4 protein-coding genes are annotated in these 2961 nt (G+C 65.5%); 1 reads left to right on the forward strand and 3 read right to left on the reverse strand.

The window, feature by feature from the left end; translation table 11 throughout:
- Together AC1DT2_RS19555 and AC1DT2_RS19560 are read right to left on the reverse strand one after the other, a co-directional pair.
- The coding region (locus AC1DT2_RS19555) for an amino acid permease (protein WP_477298135.1) at positions 1-366 on the reverse strand (366 nt) is incomplete at its 3' end.
- 216 nt (positions 367-582) lie between these two features.
- Positions 583-1539, reverse strand: coding sequence for a transporter (locus tag AC1DT2_RS19560; RefSeq protein ID WP_477298136.1), 957 nt, complete (start codon positions 1537-1539; stop codon positions 583-585).
- A gap of 154 nt (positions 1540-1693) precedes the next feature.
- On the opposite strand from AC1DT2_RS19560, the gene AC1DT2_RS19565 reads away from it, so the two are divergent.
- Positions 1694-2263, forward strand: a complete 570-nt coding sequence (locus tag AC1DT2_RS19565) for an NUDIX hydrolase (protein WP_477298137.1) — start codon at positions 1694-1696, stop codon at positions 2261-2263.
- Positions 2264-2354: 91 nt separating this feature from the next.
- On the opposite strand, the gene AC1DT2_RS19570 is transcribed toward AC1DT2_RS19565, so the two are convergent.
- Positions 2355-2879 carry a 3-hydroxyanthranilate 3,4-dioxygenase gene (locus AC1DT2_RS19570; protein WP_477298138.1) on the reverse strand — a complete coding sequence of 175 codons (525 nt, stop codon included), beginning with the start codon at positions 2877-2879 and terminating at the stop codon, positions 2355-2357.
- Positions 2880-2961: the final 82 nt, after the last annotated feature.

Here is a 2961-nt window from a genome sequence, read left to right on the forward strand (position 1 = left end):
GTTCCAGCCGACGAACCAGGCGACGTACTCGCCGAGCGTGGCGTAGGAATAGGAGTAGGCGCTGCCGGAAACCGGAAGCATGGCCGCGAATTCGGCGTAGCACAGGCCTGCAAGGGCGCAGGCGAAACCGGCGATGAGGAAGCTGATGACCAGGGCAGGGCCGGCATGAAGTGCGGCGGCCTGGCCGGTGATAACGAAGATACCTGCGCCGATGACGGCGCCGACACCCAGAAGAACCAGATGCTTCGCGGTGAGTACCCGCTTGAGCTCGCCATTGTTTGCATGTGCGCCGGTTTCAACGTGCTCACCAGCGTCTACGTGCGGCGCGGCCTCGATCGGATGCGTCGCGAACAGGTGTTTCAACATGTGTCTCCCCTACTGCCGGAATGTAGCCTTTTATTATTGGGACCGCCGCGTGAGTTACGKTGGACACGCAGCTGCCCTGAAGCGCTGGCACGGCACCATAGCCCAGCGGGGCAAGGCCGTACAAGTTGCATTGCGAGGCACGCCAACGCATTGCATACAGGAGTTGCGGATGTCGACCATGACTTGCGGCGGTTGTGCTCGGACAAGGCGCGATGCTCAGAAGACCATGTTCAGCGCGACCTGCGGTGCCACGTCGTCGGTGGCGTTGCGGCCATCGACGGTGAACTGGACGCCGGCGATCAGGCCGACTTTCGGGTTGAAGTGGTATTCCACGGCGGGCGCGAGGCTGAAGGCATGGCCCGAAGGGAAGGTGTAGGCCGCAAGGCCGCCGGCCTTTCGACGGACGCGGGTACCGCTTTCGCGGTTCCAGATTGCCTCGCCGACCAGCACCCATCGGCGATCGAGTACGTATTCGGCCGCCAGCGAGGCGTTCCAGGCCTGACCGGGCGTAGCGTGGCCGCGGAATCCGGCCGGCGTGCCGTAGACACTCGCGCCACGCAGACGCACGCGGCCGGGCGACGGACTCCAGGCCAGTTGACCACGCCAGCGCAGCGCGTGACCGTTCTCCAGCCACTGGAGCTGTTGGGCGCCAAGGGCGAGCGTCGTGCGCGTGGCGCCGGAGCCCGTGCCGTTGAGGGGATTGCTCTCCAACCGGTGATATTTGCCGGTGGGCAGTCGCTGCGCCGCCGAGACGGCGAGCACCAGTCCGGTGCCGTCGGCCTCCGGGGCCTTGAGACGGCTCTGCACGCGAAGGGCGGAATCGCCCATGCGCAGGCCATCGCTGTGCCTGCCGTCGACCGACGTGCGTGCCGCGTTCAGGGTGAGCTGCACCGAAATGTTTTCGGTGAGACCGTAGATCATCGGCAAGGCAATCTGCCACTGGCGTGCCGTCGGCTTCTCGGCGTGGCGCTGGCCGGTGCTGTCGAACCAGCCGCGGCTGTTCGTATGGACCAGGTAGGGTTCGACGTTGACCATGCCGGCGGGCAGGGTATTGACGGCCGGCGTGACAAGGGGGCCGGTGAAGTTGGCCTCACCGTGGGCGGATTCAGCGAGGGCGGAGGCCGGGATGGCGGCGGTAACGAGCGTGGCAATGAGGAAACGACGGGGCGACATGCGCGGGTCCTTGCGGTTTGCAGCGGCGGCTGCGGGGCGTCGACGCGCTTCGTGCGCGGCGGAGTCCATCGTAGGCAGGTCATAGCTGCGACCGACATCGGACTTGTCTGAAAAAGACGTGCGAGAATTCCCGCCCGTTTGCCCGAGCCCCGCCATGGACCATCCGTACCCGAGCCTCTCAACCGCGTTCGAGCGCTATGCGGCGCGTTTTCCGCGCGAGTCGGATGTCGTACGTTTCCACGAGTGGCTGCGCGGCGAGGCACGTCCGTTTCACCGCGAGACGCAGAGCGGACACTTCACGGGATCGGCATGGCTGGTGAGTGCCGACGGCGAGCGCGTCCTGCTGATGCACCACCGCAAGTTGCAGCGCTGGCTGCAGTTAGGCGGGCATGCCGACGGCGATGCGGATCTCTCGGGCGTCGCCTTGCGCGAGGCGCGGGAGGAATCGGGGCTGGCCGATCTCGAGGTGCTCCCCGAGATCTTCGACATGGACCTGCACGTGATCCCCGCACGCCGTGACGAGCCCGAGCACTGGCATTACGACGTGCGCTACGTGGTCATCGCCCGTGGCAGCGAGGCGTTTACGGTGAACGAGGAGTCGCTGGCGTTGGCCTGGCGGCCCATCGCGGACCTGGCGACCCATCCGACGGCGGATCCATCGCTTCGCCGGATGGCCGCCAAGTGGCTGGCCATCCGGCAGCACACGCAGCCGCTGTCACCGTAGGAGCCGATTCATCGGCGATCCCGCGGCAGCGGGCCGGGTTGTCGCGAACACCCATTCGCCGATGAATCGGCTCCCACATAGGGCGGGCTGATCAGTCGGCGTACTTCGCCGGTGCCGGGTGCACTGTGCCGCACTGCTTGCACGTGCGTGCGTCAAGCGAGCGGTAGAACTTTTCGAAGACCGGCGGAAAGTCCGATTCGATGCTGTCGAGGACGAAGTATTCCTCGTAGAGCTTATGGTTGCAGTTCTCGCAGAACCACAGCAGGCCGTCACGCTCACCGGCAACGCGGCGCCGTTCGACCACGAGGCCGATGGATTCGGGCATGCGTTGCGGGGAATGGGGTGTGCGTGCAGGCAGATAGAAAATCTCGCCCGCGCGGATCGGGATATCCCGTGCCCCGCCGTCGTCCTGGACCTTGAGCACCATCTCGCCTTCGAGCTGGTAGAAGAACTCGGGGCCTTCGTCGTAGTGATAGTCGGTGCGCGCGTTCGGTCCGCCGACGATCATGATGATGAAGTCACCGTCGACGATGCATTTGTTTCCCACCGGCGGCTTGAGCAGCGCGCGGTTCTCGTCGATCCAGCGTTTCAGGTCGATGGGGGGTAGCAGGCTCATGGGAGGGCACCGTCAAGACGTTCGCACATCTTACCCGTGTGTAGGAGCCGATTCATCGGCGATCCCGCGCAGCGGGCCAGAT

It is taken from the genome of Luteibacter sp. P4_E6, assembly GCF_056401535.1.